Genomic DNA, 24,103 nt, shown 5'->3' with positions numbered 1-24,103 from the left:
ACTGAATGGTGAATGTAAAAATGGCATCTATGCTTTATTTTTATACCTTGCGACATTTAAAACTAATACAGTTAATCAATCGTTTTACAAGAAGGTTATTTAGTGTAAAAGTTGATGCTTCTTCAGCGCCGAGCTACCAAATTTCTTCTCCTTATGGACATAAGATTATTAAAAAACATAGAGTTTTTATTCCGGGAAGCAATTATAATATTTTAAATTTAACTAAAAAACTTTCTTTTCCTGAAGGATGGAACGACCATAATATTCCTAAGCTCTGGCTTTATAACCTTCATTATTTTGATGGCCTTTTAAATGACGAAACTCCAAATAGTTTAAAACAGACTTTAATTAATTTATGGATTGAGCAAAACCCCCCAGGGAAAGGAAATGGATGGGAGCCTTACCCAATTTCTCTACGAATTGTTAATTGGATTAAATGGAATCTATCAGGGAATAAATTATATGATCAGGCGATTCAAAGTCTGGCGATACAAACAAGATATTTAATCGGGACACTTGAATTCCATCTCCTAGGCAACCATCTTTTTGCAAATGCCAAGGCACTTATATTTTCAGGTTTATTTTTTGAAGGAAAAGAGGCCGATAATTGGTATCAGCAAGGATATAGAATTCTTCAGGAACAAATTCCTGAACAGTTTTTAAAAGATGGCGCTCATTTTGAACTCAGTACTACATATCATGCTACCTTGACAGAAGATCTTCTCGATATAATTCAATTGCTGAAACTGAATAATATGGAAATTCCGACGACTTGGCAATTAGCGGCCAAAAATGCTGTTCAGTGGCTGATTTATATGACCAGACCAGACGGAAATCCGCCCCTTTTCAATGATGCGGCTTATGGAATTTCGCCAAAATTAGATGAACTTCTAATCGTATATCATTCAATGGGACTAGGAGAAGTTTCAAATTTAGAAACGGGTATGACAGATTTGCCTGAAAGTGGATATTTCAGATTTGAAGGTGAAAATTATTCATTCTTTGGAGATGCGGGACAAATCGGTCCTGATTATATTCCTGGGCATGCCCACTGTGATATGTTGAATTTTGAACTTTTTGCCCATGGAATCCCAATTATTGTCGATACAGGGACAAGTACCTACGAATTAGGTGAGAGGCGCAATTTAGAACGGAGTACGGTATCCCATAATACAGTGCAAATTGATAATTTTGAACAAAGTGAAATCTGGGGTGCTTTCAGAGTAGCCAGAAGGGCCAGAATAATAAAAAGAGAAGTGAATAACTATAATGTTTCCGCTGAGTATTTTATCTATAAATCAAAAAAAATACGCCATAAAAGAGAGTTTTACTTTGATAAGGGATTTGTCAAACTTATTGATAAAGTCCAAAATTCTAATATAGCGACGGCGAGAATACATTTCCATCCCAATATATTGGTATCAATTGAAGAAAATGTTATTAATGCTGGCCCTATCAAAATCGAATTTGAAGGGGATATTTCCATCAATATTAAAGAGTATGAATATGCACCCAAATTTAATAATCTAATTCCTGCTAAAGTTCTGGAAATAACATTTATAAAACAACTGACAACCAAGATTTCTATATGAAGGTCCTTTTTATAACAGATAATTTTCCTCCTGAAGTCAATGCGCCAGCGGCCCGTACCTATGACCATTGCAAACGTTGGGTTGAGAGTGGAGCAGATGTTACGATTATCACCTGTGTGCCAAATTTTCCCCAGGGAAAAGTTTATGATGGGTTTAAAAACAAATTGTACCAAAAAGAGTATATTGATGGAATAAAAGTTATTCGTGTTTGGAGCTATATTACCGCAAACGAAGGGTTCCTTAAAAGAATAATAGATTATACAAGTTTTGCATTTATGGCATTCTGGGTGGGACTTTTTCAATCTTGTGACGTTATCATTGCTACATCACCACAATTTTTTACGACTTTTACCGGATGGTCTTTATCTAAGTTGAAAATGCGGCCATGGGTTTTTGAGCTTCGTGACCTTTGGCCGGAATCCATTGTTTCTGTGGGGGCAATGAAAAAAGGTATAGCAATTGAGATTTTTGAAAAAATTGAGCAGTTCATGTATAGGAGTGCCGATATGATTATTCCAGTGTCTGATGCCTTTAAAAAACATCTGATTGGACGAGGCATTCCGGCAGAAAAAATTCATGTTGTAACAAATGGTGTTGACCCTCAAAAATTTCCTGTCAAAGAAAAAAATGAAAAACTGCTTAAAAAACTGAATTTAGAAAATAAGTTTATCATTGGTTATATTGGTACTCATGGCATGGCGCATGGACTGGATTTCATAATCAGAACTTTGAAAAAAATAAATGACTCTTCTATTCACTTTTTGTTTGTAGGGGATGGAGCCGCAAAATTGTCTACTGAACAATTAGCAGGAGAATTGGAGTTGAACAATGTCACTTTTCTTCCTCCTGTTTCTAAAGATGAAGTTTCTGAATATGTAGGTTTATCTGATGCTGTGTTAGTTCCATTAAAAAAGTCTGATACTTTTAAGGCAGTAATACCCTCTAAAATATTTGAATCTGCTGCAATGAGTAAACCAATTCTCCTGGGTGTGGATGGACAAGCTCGTGAAATAGTTGAACAATATAATGCAGGTCTCTATTTTGAACCGGAAAATGAAGAGGAGTTTATAAAGTCGGTGACCGAAATTAAAAATAATAGAATTTTATATGCAAACATTCAATGTGGAGAGAAAAAACTCGCTGATGCATATGACAGGAACAGACTTGCCGACAAAATGCTTTCTTACATAAGTACTTTAAAGATTTAAATAATCCGAATTGGATCAATTTAATTAGATCGCTTTTCAGACAAACATAAATTTATCTTCCACCATCCCTTCCGGCAGTCTTTCATTTATATGAGGATCAAGTTCAAGGCCCCAGCTGTTAATCATGCAGCCTAAAATAATATACATACCGTGGATGGCGATGATGTCCATAATTTGCTTATGGCTATAATGGTCTTTAAGAGCGGACAGTGTTTCCTGAGAAAGCGCGTGATTTTTAATAAGTTCATCCACGGCGCTTAGTAATATGGCCTCAGAAGGCTCCCAGTCCTTAACGGTTTCTTTTTTAACCCGGTTTATTTCATCCATACTAAGGCCACAGGAAAGCGAGCGATCAACATGGGATGCCCATTCGTACCAGGATTTCATATGAACGGCCACGCGTAAAATGACCAGTTCTCCCTTTCTCCTTCCAAGCGAGCCGCCATTGACGGAATAATTTCTGAAATTCCACCAGGCTTTTAGAAGCTCAGGATTATGGGCCATCAGGCTATGAACATTAAGCGGCCTGCCGTTCATGTCATCAATAATTTCTGACAGGGAAGGATCCCAATCGGCCAGTGCAAGGGGTTCTAGTTTTATGTCGCTTGTCATCGGTATATTTCCAAAAATCAATTACAGGCTGGATGCTTCGTAGACTTAAGGGTATATTTTAAATTTAAGTCAATCAACAAGGGAATAGAATAAGATGAAAATTGATAATTTACCCTCCAGTCTGGTTGCAGAACTATCAAACCAAATTCTTCATATAAAAATTAGCAGAGCGGAAAAGATGAATTCATTGTCTTTTGAAATGTACCGTGCGCTTACAAAAATGCTGAACGATGTTGAACAGAATGATGATGTTAAACTGGTCCTTATTTCGGGTGAAAAAGAATGTTTTTCCGCCGGAAATGACATTGATGATTTTATTGAGCTTCAGCAAAATCAATCCTTCAGCCGAAATCATGTAGCACCAGCATTCATTGATACACTGATCCATTTTCCAAAACCGATTATCGCTGCGGTGGAGGGGGTTGCTGTCGGTATTGGCACAACAATGCTGCTCCATTGTGATCTTGTCTATGCATCACCGGAAGCCAGTTTTTCAATGCCTTTTGTAAAACTGGGCCTTAGCCCGGAAGCAGCAGCCAGCTATATCATGCCTCAGCTGATGGGTCGGGCAAGGGCTTCTGAATGGCTCCTGCTGGGCGATACCATTACCGCGGAACGAGCATCAAAAGACGGACTGCTGACGGCTGTCGTTGAAAACCCGCTTGAAATGGCCTTTCAAAGCGCAAAAACCATCACCGCCATGCCAACGCAGGCCGTATTGGCGACAAAGAAGCTTATGAGCCATGACAGTAAAAAAAGGATGAAGACGTTTGACCGGGAAATGGTTGAGTTCTTAAAATGCTTTTCATCTGAACCGGTCAAGGCTGCATTTGAAGCTTTTGTGGCAAAAAGAGCGTCCCATAAAGATGAATAAATTTTATCCGCATTTTATGGAACCTCTTGATTTGGGGTTTTGTCAGCTTAAAAACCGTATCCTTATGGGGTCAATGCATACGGGTCTGGAAGAGGTGCCGGGAGGGTTTGACCGCATGGCTGCATTTTATGCCGAGAGAGCCAGAGGCGGTGTAGGGCTGATTGTGACGGGCGGTATTTCGCCAAATGCGGAAGGGGCGGTTTTTGCCGGTGCCGGGCAAATGGCAAATGAAAAGGATGTTAATAACCACAGTACAGTGACCGAAGCCGTTCATAAAGCAGGCGGCAAAATATGTATGCAGATCCTGCATTCAGGACGATATGCCGCGCATTCGAATTCGGTGGCACCTTCCGCCATTCAGGCACCGATCAATCCGTTCAAGCCACATGAAGTTTCCGAAGAGGAAATTGAAAAATCCATAGATGATTTTGCAAGATGTGCCGAACTGGCAAAAAAAGCGGGCTATGATGGTGTTGAGATTATGGGTTCAGAAGGATATTTCATAAACCAGTTTATTGTCCACCGCACCAACCGGCGAAATGACAAATGGGGCGGTTCTTATGAAAACCGTATGCGTTTCCCCCTTGAAGTGGTGCGGCGGGTAAGAAAAGCAGTCGGCAATAATTTTATTATTATTTATCGGCTTTCAATGATTGATCTGGTCGAGGATGGCAGTACATTGCCAGAGGTCATTAAGCTCGGCAAAGCGCTGGAAAAAGTAGGTGTCAATATTATCAATACCGGGATCGGCTGGCACGAAGCGCGTATTCCAACCATCATCACAAAAGTACCGCGAGCCGCGTTTGCCTGGGTCACGGCCAAAGTAAAAAAGTCCCTGTCAGTGCCGGTGATCACATCAAACCGTATCAATACGCCTGAGGTGGCGGAGGCCGTTTTGGCAAGAGGGGACGCAGATATGGTTTCAATGGCGCGTCCGTTTTTGGCGGATCCGGAATTTGTTAATAAAGCGGCAAACGGAAAGGCAGATGAAATTAACAGCTGTATTGGTTGTAATCAGGCCTGTCTTGATCATGTTTTTCAGATGAAACTGACCAGTTGTCTGGTTAATCCACGGGCCTGCCATGAAACGGAACTTAACATTACCCCAGCGAAACGGAAGAAAAAAATTGCCGTAATCGGGGCCGGTCCTGCTGGGCTGGCGGCTGCTTGCACAGCAGCGATGCGGGGACATCATGTTACCCTTTTTGATGCGACAGATCAAATTGGCGGTCAGTTTAATCTTGCTAAGAAAATTCCGGGCAAGGAAGAATTCAATGAAACAATACGCTATTTTAGACGCCAGATTGAGCTTTTAGGCATAAGTCTTAAGCTTGACCATAAAGTGACTTCTCATGAATTAAATGTAAGCGATTTTGAGGATGTGGTGGTTGCGACAGGCGTCACTCCCCGGGTGCCTGATATTGCGGGTATAGATCATCCGAAAGTGCTGGGTTATCTGGATGTCCTTAAAAATATGAAACCTGTTGGTAAAAAAGTGGCCATTATTGGTGCCGGGGGAATTGGTTTTGATATTGCCGAATTTCTGGTTCATGAGAAATGCGAACCTTCTGCAAGCCTAGATATTAAAACATTCATGAATGAATGGGGCGTGGATATGAGCTTAGAGACCCGCGGCGCCATTGAAGGGATAAACCCGGAAATTGGTAAGCCGGCAAGAGAAATATTTCTACTTCAAAGGAAAAATTCTAAGATAGGCAGCGGGCTTGGTAAAACAAGCGGCTGGGCCCATCGGGCTGGGCTTCTTAAAAAAGGCGTAAAAATGATTGCCGGTTGCGTCTATATAAAAATTGATAATCAGGGACTTCATTTGAAAATTGGCGGTGAAGAAAAACTGCTCCCCGTTGATAATGTTATCATTTGTGCCGGGCAGGAACCCTTGCGTGAACTTGTAACCGGACTAAAAAAACCATTTCATCTAATCGGTGGTGCCGAGGAAGCCGTAGAACTTGACGCTAAAAGGGCGATTGACCAGGGCACAAGATTAATGGCCGGACTTTAATAAAATTATCGTATAAAAAAGTCTAAAATCAGCGTTCTGACGGTGGAATGTCTTTGGCCTTGCTGGAAAATTCCTTTATTTCAGACATGGAATATTTTGTATTTTTCCGTTTTGTAGATGCGGGGTCGTGAGCGAGGCTTACGTTAGGGCGTCTGGCCGTTTTGGGTCTGATGGGGCGTTTTTCAAACCCGCCACCACAGTTGGGACAGACATTTTCAAGAATATTATCAACACAATCACGGCAGAATGTACATTCATAAGTACAGATACAGGCGTCATTAGCATCCGGCGGCAAATCTTTATCACAAAATTCACAGTTGGGTCTTAATTCCAGCATAGTCTGGCCTTTCACAATTTATGAAACTAATCTTTATCAACAGTTTTAGCTTAAATCAATCAGGCTTGATATCCAGAATAAAGTATGCTTTTTTATCAAAATATTCATAGGGGAGCTTCAATTGTTCAGATTTATTTTATCTACATTTATCTTGTTAAACAGCATTACAGCATTGGCAGGTGAAAGGTCATTGGAAGAGGTCATTAATGACCAACACGTAAAGGAAGGATTATCTGAAATTGATGGGATGCGTAATGATGCTGCCAATTTGCTGATTAAAATAGGCGGTATTATTTCCCCCTCGGGAAAAGAACAGGAAAGGGCAGAGGCCGTTGCTGAAGAAATGAAAAAAATTGGACTAAGCGATGTTCATATAGATGAGGCTCCAAATGTTATCGGTAAAATTAGGGGGCGTTCAGGAAAGGCACTGATCTTTGTTTCGACACTTGATGATTTGACAACAGTGGCCGAAAATCAACGGGCGGCGGGAACCTTGCCGCATATTGACGGGGACCGGGTGGTTGGGCCTGGAACCAACACATCCTTAACTTCCGTTTCATTATTAATGGCGGCAAAAGCGTTGGTCGATATGGGCTTTATTCCCGAGCATGATATTATTTTTGCCGGTGTCGCGGAGGAGGAAACAGGGCTTCGGGGCATGAAAAAACTTTATGCAGATTATAAAGATAAGGCGATTGCCTTTGTAGATGTTCTGGGTGAGGGAAACAGCATCAGTTATGGAGCATTAGGCATTCACTGGTGGAAAATTCATGCATATGGCCCGGCCGGACATACCCTTAACGGCGGTCTTCCCAATGTTAATCAGGCCATTGGCCGTTCCGTGGACAGAATTATGCAAATCCCGGAACCGCAGATTTATGAGGACAGACGCACAAGGTTAAATGTAGCGGTAATTAATAGTGGATCGGTATTTAATCATAAACCGGAACATGGCTGGTTTTCGCTTGATGTAAGGTCACTTGATCTTGAGCATATCATGACAATGGAAGATAAAGTGCGTGACATTCTTGCTGAAGTAACCAAAGAACTGGGAATTAAGTTTGAAATGGAAGTCGTCTCTGATACGCCTCCGGGGCAGATTGAGGGTGCCCGGGAGTCTTCACTGTTGCAAACCTCAATTAAAATATCAGAGTATCTTGGAAATAGCCCGCGACTATCAGATGCCGGATCGGCAAATTTAAATGTATCGATTGCGGGTGGAACATTATCGATTGGCATTTCAAGCGAAAGAGGGGGACGTCGTGGCTTTACGGATGAATGGGCGGATATTTCAACCATGGTTCGCACAGCAAAGAATGTGTTTTTAACAGCAATTACAATTGGAAATGCTCACGCTGAATAAAGTCTCAATTGACATGTTTGTAATCACGATTATGTTACAAATTAATGATATCGGGGATAAAATTTTTGATGTATGGTTCGCCAATGGACAAATTAATTGAAAATACCGGTAAATTTAGTAATCCTGATTTTACTCTGGATGGCAGCCCGCGGGCCCATGTTCGCCTGAAAAACCTTGAAACCCTATGGTTTAATACGGGCACACTTTGTAATCTTGAATGTGAAAATTGTTATATTGAATCGTCCCCTAAAAATGATGCGCTCTCCTATATCCGTCTGGAAGAGGTGATCCCATTTTTCGAAGAAATAAAAGAGAAAAATATTGCGGTTTCAGAGATCGGCCTGACCGGAGGGGAGCCGTTTATGAACCCGGATATTATTAAAATCCTCGAAACCGCGCTGGATTTTGGGTTCAGGATTTTGGTTCTTACCAATGCCATGAGGCCTATGATGCGTCATCAGGATGCGTTGCTTGATTTAAAAAGCCGCTATTCTGACCGCTTGTCAATCCGGGTTTCGATGGATCATTACACCAGAGAAATTCACGAGAAGGAACGTGGGAATAAAAGCTGGGAGCCTATGATAATGGGGCTTAAATGGCTATCGGATAACGGCTTTGATATCCATGTAGCAGGGCGAACGTTTACCCACGAGAGCGAAGATGAGCTTAGGAAGGGCTATGCTAGGTTATTTTCTGAGTTATCAATTAAGGTTGATGCAATTAATCCCCATAAGCTTATACTTTTCCCGGAAATGGATTTGCAGAAGGATGTGGTTGAAATCACCACGGCCTGTTGGGGGATATTAAATGTTAATCCTGAAAATATGATGTGTGCCACGTCCCGAATGGTTGTAAAACATAAGGGCGCAGATCGTCCTGCCATCATGGCCTGTACACTTCTTGCCTATGATCAGCAATTTAATATGGGCGACACGCTTTCATCTGCGCGGCAGGACGTTTCATTAAATCACCCATTTTGTTCAACTTTTTGTGTACTTGGTGGGGCATCCTGTAGTAATTAGCGGAGTCTGGTTTAAATTTAAAAAAATATTCCAGCCTAATATACGTAATTACAAGTCAGGGTAACGATAATGAAACGAGACACAGGACAAAATAAAGACATAACGGATAAGTGGCGTTTGCAAACGAAACTTGTTCGCGGAGGCACTTATCGAAGCGAACTCGGCGAAACAAGCGAGAGCATGTTCATGACATCAGGTTATGCTTATGACTGTGCAGAGGACGCGGCCGCCCGTTTTAATGGGGAACAGGACGGCTATACCTATTCGCGTCTGCGCAACCCGACATGTGCAATGTTTGAAGACAGAATGGCGTTGATTGAAGGCGCGGAGACGGCACGGTCAACGGCAACCGGGATGGCAGCGATGACATCGACGATGCTTTCAATTGTAAAAGCTGGTGATCATGTGGTTTCCAGCAAGACTTTGTTTGGCTCATGCCGCGTCTTCATTGAAAATATCCTGCCGAAATTTGGTGTCAGCTGCACTCTGGTTGATGGGCAGGATAACGAAGCCTGGAAAGCGGCAATGCAGCCAAACACCACGGCTGTATTCCTTGAATCTCCAGCCAATCCAACCCTTGATGTCGTGGATATTCAGTTCGTTTGTGACGTGGCTCATGAAAATGGCGCATTGGTTGTTGTTGATAATGTTTTTGCGACGCCACTTTTGCAGAAGCCGGTAAAATACGGGGCCGATTTTATAATTTATTCGTCTACCAAACATATTGACGGGCAGGGCCGTTGCCTTGGCGGCTGTATCCTTACATCTGAAAAAAATATGGATGAAATTATTCTTCCCTATATTCGTCATACCGGGCCAAACTTAAGCCCATTTAATGCCTGGGTGATGCTTAAAGGCATGGAAACGCTGGATTTGCGAATTGATAAAATGTGCTCAAATGCTGCGAAAGTGGCTGATGGCCTTGCCGATCTTGGTGTCTTTACGTCAGTAAATTATCCCGGACGTCCCGATTTCAAACAGCATGAACTGGCGATGAAACAAATGTCAGCTGGCGGTACAGTTGTAACGGTGTTTGTCCCCGGTGGCAGAGAACAGGCTTTTAAATTCCTAAATGCATTGGAAGTGACGGATATTTCCAATAATATAGGGGATGCGAAAAGCCTGATGACTCACCCCGCAAGCACGACACATAAGTCTGTTGAGGAAAGTGCGCGTCTTGATATGGGAATTACGGAAGGTATGTTGCGGCTTTCAGTCGGTCTTGAACATGCGGATGATTTGATCGAGGATTTTGCAAGAGCGGCAAAGATCGCTGGACTGTAACAGTCAATTTGATTTGATTAGTATTTTAAAGAGCAGCGTTATGGACGAACAAAAAAAATATAAATCCATTACCAATGATATTGGCGTTTCAGTAGTCCCCTTTTACCTTGATCAGGAATCAGTTCCGGAAGAAGGGCATTATGTCTGGGGATATCAGGTCCATATTGAAAATTATGGCAGGGAAACGGTTCAACTGCATAGACGTCATTGGATAATTACAGATGGAAATGGCCAGCAACATGAAGTGGACGGCGAAGGTGTAGTGGGCGAGCAGCCCATTCTGGAGCCCGGTGGTGCGTTTGAATATACGAGCGGAGCGCCACTCACAACTTCATCTGGGTTTATGACGGGTAGCTATAGAATGAAAGTAATGGACGGGGCCTATTTTGATGTGGAAATACCAACTTTTTCACTGGATATCCCGACAGAAGACAGGAAGGTTCATTAAATGTCAGATAAAAAACCAAGCAGAAAAGAAGCGGAAGAAGCCATTCGTACTTTGCTTAGATATGCAGGTGAAGATCCGTCGCGGGAAGGGCTGATAGATACACCCAAGCGCGTCGTGAAATCTTACGATGAATTTTATAAAGGGTATCATCAGGATCCGAGAGAGTATCTTTCGCGCACTTTTGAAGAGGTGCATGGCTATGATGAAATGGTCGTACTGAGGGATATTCCATTTGAATCTCACTGCGAGCATCATATGGCTCCCATCATTGGAAAGGCTCATGTCGGCTATCTTCCCAAAAATAAAATTGTCGGTATTAGCAAGCTTGCACGTGTTGTTGAAACCTATGCCAAGCGACTTCAGGTTCAGGAAAAAATGACAGCGCAGATAGCCGACTGTATTCAGGATATTCTTGAGCCGTTAGGGGTCGGTGTTGTTATCCAGGCCACTCATGAATGTATGAGCACCAGAGGTGTTCATAAACACGGCGTTTCTATGGTTACAAGTCAAATGGTTGGAGCTTTTCGTGAGGATGAAAAAACACGCCGAGAATTTCTTGCCGTTGTCGGCCCTCTTAATGCAATGAACAGCTGAATTTTGCTAAAATAAAAGACCCTGATACGAAATTGGTCATATCCTGCATGCAGAATAAATCATGATTAATGGGTGAGAAATGGATAGAATGTCTACAAAAGAACTCCTGAATAAACTTATCGGATTTGATACGGTCAGTTCAAAATCAAATATGGATTTAATCCATTTTATTGAGGATTATTTAAAAGACCATAATATTGAATCGCGCCTTGTCAGGGACCTGCATGAAGACAAAGCAAATTTACTGGCTGTAATTGGTCCGGCTGATGTCCCGGGGATAATGCTGTCAGGCCATACCGACGTTGTGCCCGTTGAAGGGCAGAACTGGACCAATGATCCGTTCGATATGACAGAAAAAGACGGCCGGCTTTATGGTCGTGGAAGCTGTGACATGAAGGGTTTTATCGCCTGTGTTTTGGCAAAAATTCCGGACTTTAAAGCGGCGGAATTAAAAGAGCCAATTTATCTTGCATTTTCATATGACGAAGAAACAGGATGTACAGGTGTCCATGGACTGGTCGATGTAGTAAATGAAATGCCCGTTAAGCCGCGTGCTTGTATCGTCGGGGAACCCACATCGATGAAGGTTGTAAACAGTCATAAAGGTATCCGGCATTTGCTGACAAAAGTTTATGGACATGAAAATCATTCAAGCACGGACCGTGGTGTCAATGCGATAAATTATGCCGCTGAAATTGTGATGTTTTTGGATCAAATGCAGGAAGAAATGAGGGCGCGCCCCACAGATGTAGAAGGGTATGATCCGCCATACTGCACGGTTCACGCTGGCCGCATAAAGGGGGGTACGGCTGCCAATATCACCCCGAACTACTGTGAAATTGAATGGGATTACCGTCCCATCCCGGGCACTGATGAAGACGAGATTTATAATCGTTATGTTGATTTTGTTGAAAATAAAATCATTCCGAAAATGAGGCTGAAATCAGATAAATACGGTGACGTAAAAACGGAGTTTCTGGCAAAAGTGCCGTGCCTGTTCCCGGAAACGGGATCTGATGTTGAAGCATTGGTCAAGCATCTTGCTGAACAAAACTCAACCCATGTTGTATCATATGGTACGGAAGCGGGAATTTTTTATCAAAAAGGTGGTGTGCCAGCGGTTGTCTGCGGACCTGGAAGCATACTTCAAGCCCATAAAGCGGATGAATATATTGATATTTCAGAGCTAACGGCCTGTGAACGGTTTTTGGACCGTCTGCTGGAAATCGTAAAAAAATAGAGTTTTGTAATTTTTTTATTTCCAAATTAACTTTTTACCGTTAAAAGGAAAAATATATAAACGCAGAGGTAAAGAATATTATGGGCAATCATAATGCCATAAACAAAGTTATATTAATCGCGCGGAAGTCTATTTCCGGTGCGAATATTCTGCTTGCCTCGCTCTCACTACTCGGTCTTGGTCGACTTACTCGCCCCTGAGCGCTTCACAGATTTAAAGCTAAAATGTTAGCGAGCGTTTAGGGGAGAAAATCCTTCGACGCCGAGATTTCAATATAAAATATATTTATATTCTCGGGAAATATGATAAATTATTTAAAAGAATATAAAGGACTTAGGTCAATGACTAGAGATAAAAACAGAGTAGTTATATTTGATACTACATTAAGAGACGGTGAGCAGTCGCCAGGCTGTTCAATGACATTAAATGAAAAATTAAGAGTGGCGGAAGCACTTGAGCAATTGGGTGTAGACGTCATTGAGGCTGGTTTTGCCATTGCATCAAATGGCGACTTTAATGCCGTGTCACAAATTTCGGCACTGATGAAAAAAACAATTGTCTGTTCTTTGGCGCGGGCCTCGATTAAGGATATCGACCGTGCGTGGGAAGCATTGAGAGGTGCAAAACGCCCGCGAATTCATACGTTTATTTCGACAAGTGCCCTTCATATGGAACATAAATTGCAGATGTCCCCTGAAACGGTTCTGGATAAAATTCAGGAAAGCGTTTCATATGCACGAAATCTTTGTGATGATGTTGAGTGGTCCTGTGAAGATGGAACAAGAACGGATGAAGATTTTTTATACCGTTCAATTGAAATTGCCATTAAAGCTGGCGCGACCACAATCAATGTGCCTGACACTGTAGGATATACAATTCCGCAGGAATATGAAAAAATGATGAGAAAAATTATCGAGAATGTTCCTAATTCCGATAAAGCCATTTTCTCAACCCACTGCCATAACGATTTGGGACTTGCGGTGGCAAATTCTATCGCGGCAGTTCAGGGTGGTGCCCGACAAATTGAATGTACGGTCAACGGTATTGGGGAACGTGCTGGTAATGCGGCCCTTGAAGAAGTGGTCATGGCCTTTAGAACACGTCATGATGTATTGCCATATACAACGGGTGTTGTAACGGAAAATATAACCAAAACATCCCATTTGGTGTCATCGGTTACCGGACTTAACGTTCAGCATAATAAAGCGATTGTTGGTGCTAATGCCTTTGCCCATGAAAGTGGTATTCACCAGGACGGTATGCTTAAAAATGCTGAAACTTATGAAATTATGACGCCGGAATCAGTAGGATTGGGTAAATCAACCCTAGTTATGGGTAAACATTCCGGACGTCATGCGTTTAGTGAAAAGTTGAAAGAACTGGGATATGTTTTAGGCAACAACGAGTTTTTAAGTGCGTTTGAGCAGTTCAAAGACCTCGCCGACGCAAAAAAAGTGGTTTATGACGAAGATATTATTTCCATTGTTGATGATGGTATGCGTGACAATGAAGGAATGCAGATCACGTCCTGGAAATTTGTCTGTGACAAAGATGTACCAAACAGCGCTACATTTGAAATTGTTGATGGCGGCGACGTCAAAACAGTGCATAGTGAAGGTAATGGACCCGTTGATGCTGCCTTCCTTGCTCTGTCTTCACTGATTGATGGAGAGCCTGATCTTGATCTTTACCAGGTCCACGCTGTCACCAAAGGGACAGATGCGCAGGCAGAAGTGACCGTCCGTCTTTCTGAAAATGGTAAAACGGTAAATGGGCATGCTGCGCATACCGATACTCTGGTTGCCTCTGCTAAAGCTTATCTGAATGCGCTGAATAAACTTTTGGTCAAACGCGAAAAAAGCAAACCGGAAGAATTATCAGCTTAAAATAGTCAATTTTTATGAGGCAAAGGGCAATATAACGCTCTTTGCCCTAAATTTGCCGCGAATTAAATGCAAAAGCTCTTTATTTTATCAATATTTATTAAATTCTGATAATTAATTTGCAATAATAATAGTATGTTAATACAAACAGTTTATAAGTTTGCGTAATTAATAATAATCATTAACCCGCAAACGTGCGGCAAAGGCAAAAATTGAATGTTTGAACGAATTTTAGGTATGTTTTCCTCAGATATGGCAATTGATCTGGGAACAGCAAATACACTTGTTTATGTTAAGGGACGGGGCATTGTACTGAACGAACCTTCAGTGGTGGCCCTCAAGACGACTGGCGGCGTAAAAGAGGTTTTGGCTGTTGGTGAAGCGGCTAAAATGATGCTGGGCAGAACGCCGGGTGATATTGAAGCCATCAGACCGCTTCGTGACGGGGTCATTGCTGACTTTGAAGTGGCGGAGGCCATGATTAAGGACTTTATTCGCAAAGTTCATAATCGAAGCATTTTTGCCAGCCCGCAAATCGTCATTTGTGTGCCATCAGGTTCAACGCCTGTGGAGAGAAAAGCGATCCGTGACAGTGCACTTGAAGCTGGTGCAAGACGCGTATTTTTGATTGAAGAGCCAATGGCTGCCGCGATTGGTGCCGGACTTCCGGTGACGGAGCCGACCGGATCTATGATTGTTGATATTGGCGGCGGGACCAGTGAGGTTGCCGTTCTTTCTCTTGGTGGGATTGTTTATTCTGCGTCTGTCCGTGTTGGCGGTGATAAAATGGATGAAGCGATCATTGCCTATATTCGACGCAATCATAACCTGCTGATCGGTGAAGCCAGTTCAGAACGGATTAAAAAAGAAATCGGTACGGCTGCGGCACCCGAAGACGGTGTCGGTCAGACCATGCAGATCAAAGGTCGTGATCTGATGAATGGTGTACCAAAAGAAATAGTCATTGATCAGCTTCAGATTTCTGAAGCACTTGCCGAACCACTTAGCGCAATCATTGAAGGTGTTAAATTTGCTCTTGAGCAAACCCCTCCTGAATTGGCAGCTGATATTGTTGATAAAGGTATCGTGCTTACTGGTGGTGGTGCGTTACTTCGTGATTTCGATAAAGTGCTTAGAAAAGCCACCGGGCTTTCAGTGATCATAGCTGAAGAACCGCTGACTTGTGTTGCCCTGGGAACCGGCCGTTCACTGGAAAGTGAAATTCTAAAACATGTTCTTAGCGACTCTTATTAATTAAGACGGGATCGGTATCGGTATAAAGAAAGAGGATAGTTATGAAGGGGTTTGGACAGCGATTTACTGCCTTCTTCTTTATTATTGCATCTATCGCCTTGCTTATATTCGGCCGAAGTCAAACCAGGCTTATTGAAGAAATCAGGGCACAGATTTTTGCGACTTTTATCCCTGTCATTCAGGTCGTGGATTTTCCGCGTGAAGCAACATCAAGTCTTTCGGATTGGTTTAGAAATATAGCCGTTGTATATTCAGACAATGAATTCCTACGAGCCGAAAATGCGGAACTTAAAAGCCAGCTTGCGGCTTCGACTGAACTTGAGGTTGATAATCTCCGTCTGAAAAATTTACTTAAAATTAAAGATGGTACAGTCACCACGATCACAGCGTCGAGAATTGTATCCGACAGCAACAGCCCATTTTTTAAAAGCATGCTGATTAACAGTGGCACCAATGACGGGGTAAAAAAAGGTCATGCCGTTGTCAATGAGGATGGTATTATCGGCAGAATAATTAATGTTGCCCCCAATTCGGCCAGAGTATTGCTTCTTAATGATATAAACAGCAGAATTCCGGTCAAATTTGCCAAGTCAGGTGTTAATGTTATATTGGCGGGTGATAATTCTATGACACTCAAAATAAATTTTATGCCCAACGAAGAAAAAGCGCTGGTGGGTGATATTATCCTGACTTCGGGTATGGGTGGCGTATTTCCACCTGATATGGCCGTCGGTAAAGTAAACGAAGTAACGGAAATAGGTGAAATCAGAATTAAACCGGCCGTTGATTTAAACCGCTTAAATTATGTAAGTGTGATCGCTTACGAAATTGCCAGTTTTCCTGTTTTAAATCAGGAACAAGGCGAAGAAAAAGGCGAAACAGGAAACAATGGAGATCAGTGATGAGCATTTCTCAGTCAAATGAAAAATCATTCGGATTGAAATCGGTCATTCCTTTTTTCACTGTCGTTTTCCTTATTATTTTAATGGTCCTGCCCTATAATATGCCGCTTATCAGTGATATTATGCCCTATTTGACGTTAATCGGCGTTTATTACTGGAGCGTTTTCAAACCCGAATATATGCCGGTCAGTGTCGTGTTTGCGATTGGAATATTGCAGGATATATTGCTTGGTAGCCCATTGGGCCTGACCTCATTATTACTTGTTGTTGTGCAGCAATTTATATTTTTTCAGGGCCGTCGTTTTCTGGAAAGGGATTTTCTCTTCAACTGGTTTGTGTTTGTAATGATTGTCATTGGATTTGGAACGTTAACCTGGATTATTGTCTCCCTTTATTTCAGAGTTTTTCTGGATTATATTGGTATAATCGGCCAGATATTATTAACAATTGCCTTTTATCCCCTGATTACCTGGCTTCTCGGGATTACAAAGAAAATGGTTAGTTAGATGCAGCCATCTGATAAAAACAAATTGAAAATGTATACGCGTCGGGCGTCTCTTCTGTCCGGCGGCATGATGCTTTTGTCATCCGCTCTGGTTGGACGTATGTATTATCTTCAGGTGATCAGCCGCAGTCAGTATGAACTCCTTGCCGAACAGAACCGTATCAGTATGCGTCTGCTGGCACCCAAAAGGGGCGATATAGTAGACCGAAATGGCCATCCCATGGCGACAAGCACGACTGATTATCGGGTAAATGTCATTCCTGAAGAAACAGAAGAATTGCAGGATACCTTAAAGTCGCTCGGAAAATTTATCCCCATCTCTGCAAGTGATAATGATCGAATAGTTAAAGCATCGAAGAAACAGAGATCTTTCCTGCCCATCAGTGTTGCCAATAACCTGGACTGGAAAACATTTTCTAACATTAATGTAAATATGCCTGATTTGCCGGGAATTCAGCCTGATGTCGGGACCAGCAGATTATACCCGGAAAAGGAACTCGCTGCTCATATTATCGGCTATGTTGGGCCGGTAAGTGAGGAGGAGCTGACAGGGGATCCGCTTCTTGAGCTTCCTGAATTTAAAATTGGTAAAAACGGCATAGAAAAAGTTCTTGATGAAAAATTGCGAGGCAGTGCAGGAAACAGTAAAGTTGAGGTGAATGTTTTGGGGCGGGTTATTCGCGAACTTTCCAGACAGGATAGTATTCCGGGTAAAACTGAACGCCTGACAATTGATCTTGATCTCCAGAAATATGTTGCAAACCGTGTGCGTGATGAAAGTACGGGGATCGTGGTGATGGATGTCCATAATGGTGAAATTCTGGCGATTGCATCTACTCCGTCTTTTGATCCCAATGATTTTAATAATGGCATCAGTCAGAAAAAATGGGACAGTCTGCGCGGTGATATAAGAAAACCGCTTATTAATAAGGCAGTATCAGGTCAATATTCTCCCGGGTCAACTTTTAAAACGGTTGTTGCCCTTGCCGCGCTTGAAGCCGGAATTATTACGGAAGAAGATACCAAATTCTGTAATTCCCAATATAGAATAGGAAACCGCATTGCCCATTGCTGGAAAAGGGGTGGACATGGCCGGATCAATGTTGTCCAGGCACTGGCCCAGTCCTGCGATGTATTCTTTTATGATCTTGCCATTGAAGTGGGGATTGATAGAATTCATGAAATGTCAGCCCGCTTTGGATTGGGAGAGCGGTTTAATATTGGTATTATGAGTGAAGCCCGGGGCATTAATCCAAATAATGAATGGAAAATGGGGGCACAGGGTGTCAAATGGCAGCTGGGCGATACGGCTAATGTTGGTATAGGACAGGGGTTTGTGTCGACAACGCCGCTGCAGTTGGCTGTTATGACTTCGCGGCTGGTGAATGGCGGCATTGCCGTACGCCCCAAAATTTATTTTGATGATGACGATGATGGTATCACCATTCCGGGTGATATGGGCATTTCTGCAAAAAATCTTAAAATAGTTGATCAGGGTATGAGCGATGTATTCAACCATCCCCGTGGAACGGCTTATGCGCATAGAAGCAGAAAAAAAGACTATAAAATTGGTGGGAAAACGGGAACGACACAGGTGACCAGGATCAGTATGGCGGAACGGCAGTCCGGTGTTATTCAGAATGAAGATAAGGAATGGATTGAACGCGATCATGCCTTATTCATTGGTTACGGCCCGGTTGAAGCGCCAAAATATGCTGTCTCAGTGCTTGTTGAACATGGTGGTGGCGGGTCATCAGTTGCGTCGCCGATCGCCTGTGACATTCTCGAATATATGCTGGATCGGGATCTTGCAAAACAGAATGAGCTGAATGGAGGGCAGGACGTATAATGCCCCTTTCAGCACGAATTGGTAGTCATAAACAAAAATCACTCAGACAGAAATTTGTTGATCTGAACTGGTTCATTGTCTTCATCATTGTTTGTGTAGCCAGTGTTGGATTTGCCATGCTTTATTCAGTTGCAGGGGGAAGCATAGACCCCTGGGCCAAAAACCAGCTTATCCGCTTTCTTATCGGGCTGGCGGCGATGATCTTCATTGCACTTATTGACATCAGGGTCTGGATGTTTCTGGCCTATCCGCTTTACGTTCTCTCGCTGTCGATGCTGGTGGTGGTTGATATTATGGGGACAATCGGTAAAGGGTCGCAGCGGTGGATTAATCTTGGTTTTATGAACCTTCAGCCATCAGAATTCATGAAAATAGCCCTTGTGCTGGCTTTGGCCCGCTATTTTCATTGCCTATCAGATGAAGACACACTCAAGCTTAAAAGCCTGGTAAAGCCGCTTATACTTATTGCACTTCCGGCAGTTTTAGTGCTCAGGCAGCCTGATCTTGGGACAACCCTGCTGATTGTTATGGGTGGAATTGCCATGTTCTTTGTTGCGGGTGTTCGCATGTGGCTTTTTATCGTCAGCTTTGTTGCGATGATCCCAGCGGCTTTTGGGGCATGGCAGTTTCTAAAACCTTACCAGAAACAAAGGGTGCTGACTTTTCTTGATCCGGAAACTGATCCGCTTGGGGCGGGCTATCATATTATCCAGTCAAAAATTGCTCTAGGTTCCGGTGGAGTTTACGGCAAAGGATTTATTCAGGGCACCCAAAGCCAGTTGAACTTTTTGCCGGAAAAACACACCGACTTTATTTTCACGGTTATTGCAGAGGAATTTGGGTTGATCGGCGGCCTTACTTTGCTCACCCTTTATTTCATTCTTCTTGGCTATGCCATGATTATGAGTATGAGTGTCAAGAACCAGTTTGGCCGATTGCTGGTTGTCGGCATGGTCATTACCTTCTTCCTTTATATGTTTATAAATATTGCCATGGTGATGGGGCTGGTCCCTGTAGTGGGTGTGCCACTGCCGCTGGTATCTTATGGCGGGTCGGCGATGCTGACACTTCTTGTTGGTTTTGGCTTTATTTTAAGCACGGCCATTCACAAGGATACGTCTATCCCCCGTGGCGGTGCCTTCGCCTAAAAAGCGTTATTTATTTTAATTTTTCGTAACGATGACAGCTTACAATATGGTCGTTGATGATGCCTACCGCCTGCATGAAAGCATAGCAGATCGTCGGGCCGCAAAACCCGAAACCACGTTTTTTAAGGGCTTTGCTCATGGCAACGGATTCAAGACTTTGGGCGGGTATATCGCCCATGGTTTTGGGTTTATTTTGTTTGACCTTGCTATCTGTGAAACTCCAGATGAAGTCACTGAAAGAGCCAGGCTTTTCATTTTCCATTTCAAGATAGCATTTTGCATTTTTAATGGTTGCAACGATCTTCATCCGGTTTCTGATGATGCCCGTATCATTCATCAGTCGTTCCACGTCATTTTCATCGTAAGCGGCGATTTTTTCTGGATCAAACTGATCAAAGGCAGAAATAAAATTATCACGGCGTCTCAGGATGGTGATCCACGATAGGCCCGCCTGAAAACCATCCAGAATAAGTTTTTCAAACAGAGCCCGACTGTCATAAACCGGAACACCCCATTCCTGATCATGATAATCCTGATACTGTTGATCTTCACCACACCAATCACATCTGATTTTATTATTCATGTCATTTATCTTTCAAAAACCCTGGCATAAATGGTGTGACTTTTATATCACAACAACTATACTCCCTGCCAAATTCCATTTTTTCTATATTAAATAATGCTATGGCATTTTTGTCACAGCTTGATCTTAAGTCACCAATTTTATTGCCATTTTCGTCCATGATTAATGATCCGAATTGCGGGACTGGTCCGGATAAGGTAACAGGGAACATTTGTTTCTTAACCTTACTCCTATATTTCATCCGTGCGGTCACTTCCTGACCGACATAACAGCCTTTTTTAAAATCAACCCCCTTTAACTCTTCAAAATGACCTTCAAGGATGGTGCTTTTGTCCATTATGAAGTCCTGTGTGCCTTCGGGAATACCAAGCTTGATGCGGCGCAGATGATAGGGCTTGTCATCACCACCAACAGGCATGGTTTCAATGATGGCCCGGTATCCGAGATCCGGTAGTCGGGGGTCAGAAAATGAAAATTCATATTCTTCGAGCGGCTGGGCAGAAGTAATAATGGAGAATTGTTCGCTTCTGTCGAGAATTTCAACGTCCTTACGAAGACGATACATCATTAGCTTTTGAATAAGAGCGGATTGGAATTGAGCTTCGCAATCCATATAAATGGTATTGTCCCGTTCAGATAATATGAAATCATACAGGAATTTTCCCTGCGGTGTGAGCAGGGCAGAATAAACGGCCGCTTCACTATTTAGTCGTTCAATATCATTGGTAATTATCCCCTGAAGCAGGCTTCGTCTTTCCGGCCCTGATAAGGTAATGATTGCCCTGTTTTTCTGAATTTCGATCATTTATTGTCCCTGAATATTATTGCTATACGCTAGCATTTATTTAATGTAGTGAATAGAAAAATTGCGCCAAAATAAGTGGAAAAATTGTGCAGGTAGATTTGATAATCAGGGGCGGGATATGTGTTTCGCACCGCGGGCAGGACCGTGCTGATATTGCGGTGCGGGACGGTATTATTGTGGCCTTTGGTGACCTCGGCGATTTGAAAGCTGAAAAAATCATAGATTGCACTGGGAAACATATTTTGCCCGGCGTTATAGATACTGAAATTTACATAAACGAATTGCTTGGAAATGATAGTCGTGCCGCTGTTAGGGGCGGTGTGACTTCGGCTTTGTTTATAAACAGTCAGCTTTCCCCTGAGAAAGAATTTTATTGTGATTATGGTTATTTTGAACCGGCGACCTCAACAAACAAAAACCAGCTTATCGGGCTGGAGCAGCAGGAGGGATGTGCCGGAATATTCCTATCCATGGCCAGGTTTGGTGAATTTGAGGGAGTATCTGATGACCGGACTTTGCTGGAAATCTTAAGAAGCGGATCACGTCGGGTTATCATACATGCTGAAGATCAGAAAAAACTTGATCAGCGCGAAAATCAGATCGCTCTGGGAGATATCCGCTCACATCTGGCCTGGCGCGATGAATCCGTGGCCGTTGAAGCAACAAGACGTATACTGGCGATTGCCCGGGGAGCCGGGCGTCCTATACATCTCATGCATATTTCTACAGACAAGGAAATGGCGATGGTGGCTGCTTATAAGGATATTGCGACGGTTGCCGTATCACCAGCCCATTTGCTTCTTTCTGCGCCAGGCTGCTATGATCATTTTTTGAATTATGCGAAAATTGACCCACCCTTAAGAGGAGAGGAGAACCGCATCGGTCTCTGGAAAGCGCTATCTGGTGGTATCGTTGAAATTCTGGCTTCATCACATTGTCCGCAGACCACAGAACAAAAAGAGCTGTCCTATCCGAATTGTGCATCAGGTGTGCCGTCTGTGCAAACCATGATACCGCTGATGCTTGATCAGGTGAATAAGGGATCATTATCGTTACAGACGCTTGTGGATATTACAAGTGCCGGCCCGGCCCGTGTTTTTAACATTGCCTCTAAGGGACGTATAGCCGTTGGGTATGATGCGGATTTTACTGTGGTGAATTTGAACAGTCAGTGGATATATGAAGACCAAGACGTTGAAACGGCATGCGGTTGGGATTTATTCGCCGGCAGTGAATTAACGGGGCAGGTCACATCAACCATCATACGCGGTCAGGAAGTCATGCAGAATGGCAAAATTATATCCGAACCATTAGGAAAAACCCTTAAATTTTTTGATAATTATAAGCCTTATGAGGAAGTTTAAAGTCAATTAAACAGGGAAAATTTCAGGTTTATCCGTGTCAGTATTCTCCGGAAAATTTTCTATATAAATGGACTGGCTTGGGAAAGCAAAGCTGCTACCATTTCTGGCGACTATATCCTTGATGGCCAGTGCCAGTTTCTCTTTAATTTCAAGCCATTCGCCCCAGACTGTCGTTTTCGTAAAACAATAAAGCATTAAATCAATCGAGCTATCATTAAAACTGTCAATGCGGACGAAAGTAGAGACTTCCGGCGGTTTGGCGAAGTCTTCATTTTTCATTACATACTCTTCGATTTCTGCACGTATGTTTTTGAGCTGCTCAATTGTTGTGCTGTAAGTAAGGCCGATTTTCCAGAAAATACGGCGATGACTCATGCGGGAGAAATTGATGGCAGCATTATCGGAAAGTTTTGAATTGGGAACATAAACAGGGGCCTTGTCAAATTGTACAATTGTGGTTGTCCGAAAACCTATACTCTCAACCGTGCCTTCGACGATATCGTTAATTTTAATCCAGTCTCCAGGTTGGAATCGTTGTTCGGCAATGATGAAAATACCTGAAATGAGATTTTTGAAAAGATCCTGAGCGCCAAGAGCAACAGCAACGCCAAAAAGACCAAGACCGGCAATTAGTGGTGCGACCTGAATGCCCCAGATTTCGAGAATTGATGCGGCGCCAAGGAAAATAAACAATGCCCGCATGGCCTTTATCAGCCAGTCAATCATGCTTTCCGAAAAAATTTCTTTTAACCGGCCGAAGGTCAGGCTGATCGGGCCGATGGTTTTATAAAAAGCCCAGAAAATAGTAAAAGTTATCAGAGACCGATTTAAATTCGCCGCTCCAAGAGCGAGATTTCCAGTTAAATCAAGCAGTTCAGTGGCAAAAAATACGCCAAGCACGATAGGCAGAAAGCTTAATGGACCTTCTGTAGCCTCTATTATTTGATCGTCAATTGTATTTTTAGTCTTTTTTGTAAAAACTTTTAGCCGGCCAATAACAATCCTGCTGAATACATTTCGAAGAAGCAAAAAAGTGAAAAAAAGAAAAACCGCCGCAAGCATTTGCCCGACGGCCACGCCGTAAACGCCATTTTGCCAGACATCTACAACGAGTAGCCAAAAGTCCTGAAATGAATTTATCGTCATATCTTAAAAAAATGTTCAAAAAAATAATCTGTATCTTATTCACTATATAGACTAAATTAGCGTGAGTTAA

The 24,103-nt window shown here is 42.7% G+C and carries 22 protein-coding genes; 17 read left to right on the top strand and 5 right to left on the bottom strand.

The annotated features are described in order from the left end of the window. The first annotated feature begins 5 nt into the window (after window positions 1-5). Both R3D86_04340 and R3D86_04335 read left to right on the top strand, forming a co-directional pair. Window positions 6-1,592 (top strand): alginate lyase family protein, encoded by a 1,587-nt coding sequence (locus R3D86_04340; protein ID MEZ5757429.1) that lies wholly within the window; start codon window positions 6-8, stop codon window positions 1,590-1,592. Beyond that, a complete protein-coding gene (locus R3D86_04335) occupies window positions 1,589-2,800 on the top strand; it encodes a glycosyltransferase family 4 protein (protein MEZ5757428.1) in 1,212 nt (403 codons plus the stop codon). The genes R3D86_04340 and R3D86_04335 overlap by 4 nt, the downstream gene beginning before the upstream one ends. Window positions 2,801-2,836: 36 nt before the next feature. Here the strand turns inward: R3D86_04335 and R3D86_04330 are convergent, their stop codons facing one another. Then, window positions 2,837-3,412: a carboxymuconolactone decarboxylase family protein gene (locus R3D86_04330; GenBank protein ID MEZ5757427.1), complete on the bottom strand. Its 576-nt coding sequence runs from the start codon at window positions 3,410-3,412 to the stop codon at window positions 2,837-2,839. Between the two features lie 94 nt (window positions 3,413-3,506). Here R3D86_04330 and R3D86_04325 point away from each other — a divergent pair, with 94 nt between their 5' ends. Continuing rightward, entirely contained in the window at window positions 3,507-4,286 is a 780-nt protein-coding gene (locus R3D86_04325; protein ID MEZ5757426.1) for an enoyl-CoA hydratase-related protein, read from the top strand. Beyond that, window positions 4,279-6,306: an NADPH-dependent 2,4-dienoyl-CoA reductase gene (locus R3D86_04320; protein MEZ5757425.1), complete on the top strand. Its 2,028-nt coding sequence runs from the start codon at window positions 4,279-4,281 to the stop codon at window positions 6,304-6,306. Before R3D86_04325 ends, R3D86_04320 begins: the two co-directional genes overlap by 8 nt. Window positions 6,307-6,334: 28 nt before the next feature. On the opposite strand, the gene R3D86_04315 is transcribed toward R3D86_04320, so the two are convergent. Then, entirely contained in the window at window positions 6,335-6,643 is a 309-nt protein-coding gene (locus R3D86_04315; GenBank protein ID MEZ5757424.1) for a DUF1272 domain-containing protein, read from the bottom strand. Between the two features lie 121 nt (window positions 6,644-6,764). On the opposite strand from R3D86_04315, the gene R3D86_04310 reads away from it, so the two are divergent. From R3D86_04310 to rodA, 12 genes are all read left to right on the top strand, one after another. Beyond that, complete coding sequence (locus R3D86_04310) at window positions 6,765-8,006, top strand: M20/M25/M40 family metallo-hydrolase (GenBank protein ID MEZ5757423.1); 1,242 nt, start codon at window positions 6,765-6,767, stop codon at window positions 8,004-8,006. 83 nt (window positions 8,007-8,089) lie between these two features. After that, complete coding sequence (locus R3D86_04305; GenBank protein MEZ5757422.1) at window positions 8,090-9,028, top strand: radical SAM protein; 939 nt, start codon at window positions 8,090-8,092, stop codon at window positions 9,026-9,028. Between the two features lie 69 nt (window positions 9,029-9,097). Further along, on the top strand, window positions 9,098-10,312 hold the full coding sequence (metZ, locus tag R3D86_04300) for an O-succinylhomoserine sulfhydrylase (GenBank protein ID MEZ5757421.1): 1,215 nt from the start codon (window positions 9,098-9,100) through the stop codon (window positions 10,310-10,312). A 40-nt stretch (window positions 10,313-10,352) separates the two neighbouring features. Then, window positions 10,353-10,760 carry a Co2+/Mg2+ efflux protein ApaG gene (apaG, locus tag R3D86_04295; GenBank protein MEZ5757420.1) on the top strand — a complete coding sequence of 136 codons (408 nt, stop codon included), beginning with the start codon at window positions 10,353-10,355 and terminating at the stop codon, window positions 10,758-10,760. Then, window positions 10,761-11,354 carry a GTP cyclohydrolase I FolE gene (folE, locus tag R3D86_04290; protein MEZ5757419.1) on the top strand — a complete coding sequence of 198 codons (594 nt, stop codon included), beginning with the start codon at window positions 10,761-10,763 and terminating at the stop codon, window positions 11,352-11,354. A 79-nt stretch (window positions 11,355-11,433) separates the two neighbouring features. Next, window positions 11,434-12,594, top strand: coding sequence for an acetylornithine deacetylase (argE, locus tag R3D86_04285; GenBank protein ID MEZ5757418.1), 1,161 nt, complete (start codon window positions 11,434-11,436; stop codon window positions 12,592-12,594). Window positions 12,595-12,935: 341 nt separating this feature from the next. Next, on the top strand, window positions 12,936-14,480 hold the full coding sequence (locus R3D86_04280; GenBank protein MEZ5757417.1) for a 2-isopropylmalate synthase: 1,545 nt from the start codon (window positions 12,936-12,938) through the stop codon (window positions 14,478-14,480). A 213-nt stretch (window positions 14,481-14,693) separates the two neighbouring features. Next, window positions 14,694-15,731, top strand: coding sequence for a rod shape-determining protein (locus tag R3D86_04275; protein MEZ5757416.1), 1,038 nt, complete (start codon window positions 14,694-14,696; stop codon window positions 15,729-15,731). A gap of 41 nt (window positions 15,732-15,772) precedes the next feature. Then, the gene (gene mreC / locus R3D86_04270; GenBank protein MEZ5757415.1) at window positions 15,773-16,633 is read left to right on the top strand and encodes a rod shape-determining protein MreC; all 861 of its coding nucleotides are present in this window, start codon (window positions 15,773-15,775) and stop codon (window positions 16,631-16,633) included. Further along, window positions 16,633-17,139, top strand: coding sequence for a rod shape-determining protein MreD (mreD, locus tag R3D86_04265; protein ID MEZ5757414.1), 507 nt, complete (start codon window positions 16,633-16,635; stop codon window positions 17,137-17,139). The genes mreC and mreD overlap by 1 nt, the downstream gene beginning before the upstream one ends. Beyond that, window positions 17,140-18,987: a penicillin-binding protein 2 gene (mrdA, locus tag R3D86_04260; protein ID MEZ5757413.1), complete on the top strand. Its 1,848-nt coding sequence runs from the start codon at window positions 17,140-17,142 to the stop codon at window positions 18,985-18,987. Further along, entirely contained in the window at window positions 18,987-20,135 is a 1,149-nt protein-coding gene (rodA, locus tag R3D86_04255) for a rod shape-determining protein RodA (protein MEZ5757412.1), read from the top strand. Before mrdA ends, rodA begins: the two co-directional genes overlap by 1 nt. Window positions 20,136-20,145: 10 nt before the next feature. Here rodA and R3D86_04250 read toward each other — a convergent pair whose 3' ends face one another. Together R3D86_04250 and R3D86_04245 are read right to left on the bottom strand one after the other, a co-directional pair. Continuing rightward, complete coding sequence (locus R3D86_04250; GenBank protein MEZ5757411.1) at window positions 20,146-20,718, bottom strand: DNA-3-methyladenine glycosylase I; 573 nt, start codon at window positions 20,716-20,718, stop codon at window positions 20,146-20,148. Between the two features lies 1 nt (window position 20,719). Further along, a complete protein-coding gene (locus R3D86_04245) occupies window positions 20,720-21,523 on the bottom strand; it encodes a hypothetical protein (protein MEZ5757410.1) in 804 nt (267 codons plus the stop codon). Window positions 21,524-21,609: 86 nt separating this feature from the next. Here R3D86_04245 and R3D86_04240 point away from each other — a divergent pair, with 86 nt between their 5' ends. Further along, window positions 21,610-22,887: an amidohydrolase family protein gene (locus tag R3D86_04240; protein MEZ5757409.1), complete on the top strand. Its 1,278-nt coding sequence runs from the start codon at window positions 21,610-21,612 to the stop codon at window positions 22,885-22,887. A 6-nt stretch (window positions 22,888-22,893) separates the two neighbouring features. Here the strand turns inward: R3D86_04240 and R3D86_04235 are convergent, their stop codons facing one another. Further along, window positions 22,894-24,033, bottom strand: a complete 1,140-nt coding sequence (locus tag R3D86_04235; GenBank protein ID MEZ5757408.1) for a mechanosensitive ion channel family protein — start codon at window positions 24,031-24,033, stop codon at window positions 22,894-22,896. Window positions 24,034-24,103: the final 70 nt, after the last annotated feature.

The organism is Emcibacteraceae bacterium, from assembly GCA_041396985.1.
Classification (GTDB): domain Bacteria; phylum Pseudomonadota; class Alphaproteobacteria; order Sphingomonadales; family Emcibacteraceae; genus Pseudemcibacter.
Note: the sequence above shows the minus strand (reverse complement) of the source record. Positions and strands in the feature narration are given on the sequence as shown.

Bases quoted from the DNA above. Each gene is read 5' to 3' on its own strand.
- R3D86_04340 (MEZ5757429.1), top strand. From the start codon at position 6: ATGGTGAATGTAAAAATGGCATCTATGCTTTATTTTTATACCTTGCGA.
- R3D86_04335 (MEZ5757428.1), top strand. From the start codon at position 1,589: ATGAAGGTCCTTTTTATAACAGATAATTTTCCTCCTGAAGTCAATGCG.
- R3D86_04330 (MEZ5757427.1), bottom strand. From the start codon at position 3,412: ATGACAAGCGACATAAAACTAGAACCCCTTGCACTGGCCGATTGGGAT.
- R3D86_04325 (MEZ5757426.1), top strand. From the start codon at position 3,507: ATGAAAATTGATAATTTACCCTCCAGTCTGGTTGCAGAACTATCAAAC.
- R3D86_04320 (MEZ5757425.1), top strand. From the start codon at position 4,279: ATGAATAAATTTTATCCGCATTTTATGGAACCTCTTGATTTGGGGTTT.
- R3D86_04315 (MEZ5757424.1), bottom strand. From the start codon at position 6,643: ATGCTGGAATTAAGACCCAACTGTGAATTTTGTGATAAAGATTTGCCG.
- R3D86_04305 (MEZ5757422.1), top strand. From the start codon at position 8,090: ATGGACAAATTAATTGAAAATACCGGTAAATTTAGTAATCCTGATTTT.
- metZ (MEZ5757421.1), top strand. From the start codon at position 9,098: ATGAAACGAGACACAGGACAAAATAAAGACATAACGGATAAGTGGCGT.
- apaG (MEZ5757420.1), top strand. From the start codon at position 10,353: ATGGACGAACAAAAAAAATATAAATCCATTACCAATGATATTGGCGTT.
- folE (MEZ5757419.1), top strand. From the start codon at position 10,761: ATGTCAGATAAAAAACCAAGCAGAAAAGAAGCGGAAGAAGCCATTCGT.
- argE (MEZ5757418.1), top strand. From the start codon at position 11,434: ATGGATAGAATGTCTACAAAAGAACTCCTGAATAAACTTATCGGATTT.
- R3D86_04280 (MEZ5757417.1), top strand. From the start codon at position 12,936: ATGACTAGAGATAAAAACAGAGTAGTTATATTTGATACTACATTAAGA.
- R3D86_04275 (MEZ5757416.1), top strand. From the start codon at position 14,694: ATGTTTGAACGAATTTTAGGTATGTTTTCCTCAGATATGGCAATTGAT.
- mreC (MEZ5757415.1), top strand. From the start codon at position 15,773: ATGAAGGGGTTTGGACAGCGATTTACTGCCTTCTTCTTTATTATTGCA.
- mreD (MEZ5757414.1), top strand. From the start codon at position 16,633: ATGAGCATTTCTCAGTCAAATGAAAAATCATTCGGATTGAAATCGGTC.
- mrdA (MEZ5757413.1), top strand. From the start codon at position 17,140: ATGCAGCCATCTGATAAAAACAAATTGAAAATGTATACGCGTCGGGCG.
- rodA (MEZ5757412.1), top strand. From the start codon at position 18,987: ATGCCCCTTTCAGCACGAATTGGTAGTCATAAACAAAAATCACTCAGA.
- R3D86_04250 (MEZ5757411.1), bottom strand. From the start codon at position 20,718: ATGAATAATAAAATCAGATGTGATTGGTGTGGTGAAGATCAACAGTAT.
- R3D86_04245 (MEZ5757410.1), bottom strand. From the start codon at position 21,523: ATGATCGAAATTCAGAAAAACAGGGCAATCATTACCTTATCAGGGCCG.
- R3D86_04235 (MEZ5757408.1), bottom strand. From the start codon at position 24,033: ATGACGATAAATTCATTTCAGGACTTTTGGCTACTCGTTGTAGATGTC.